The organism is Polaribacter sargassicola (genome assembly GCF_021991835.1).
GTDB classification, from domain to species: Bacteria; Bacteroidota; Bacteroidia; order Flavobacteriales; family Flavobacteriaceae; genus Polaribacter; species Polaribacter sargassicola.
The window spans coordinates 1-433 of record NZ_JAHDAU010000044.1; the positions used below are offsets into that span (position 1 = coordinate 1).

At 70.4% G+C, this 433-nt stretch carries 1 protein-coding gene; it reads left to right on the forward strand.

Annotated features, from left to right (window positions below; genetic code table 11):
- Window positions 1-433: ABC transporter permease subunit (locus KI686_RS17370; protein WP_237590283.1), on the forward strand; the 433-nt coding region annotated here is incomplete at both ends.

Below are 433 nucleotides of genomic sequence, written 5' to 3' on the forward strand. Positions count from 1 at the left end.
CGTCGCGGTGCCAGGGCTGGAGCGGGCTGCAATGCCGTTCGCGATCATCCTGCGCTCCATGCCGCTGGTCGCGCTCACCCCGCTGATCGTGCTGCTTTTCGGGCGCGGACTGTTCGGCGTCACCGTGCTGATCACGCTGGTGACCTTCTTCCCGACGCTGGTCACGGTCATCCTGGGACTGCGTGCGGCACCGGAGGGGGCGATCGACGTGATCCGGGCGTCGGGCGGTTCGCCACTTTCCGCGGCACTGCGCGTGCGGCTGATGTACGCGGTGCCGGCGATCACGGCGTCCGCCCGGATCGCCATCCCCGCCGCGGTGAGCGGCGCCATGCTGGCCGAGTGGCTCGCCACCGGGGACGGGCTCGGAAACATGATCACGCTGGCCGCCGTCAATGCCGACTACTTCACGCTGTGGAGCGCCGGCGCGCTCGTC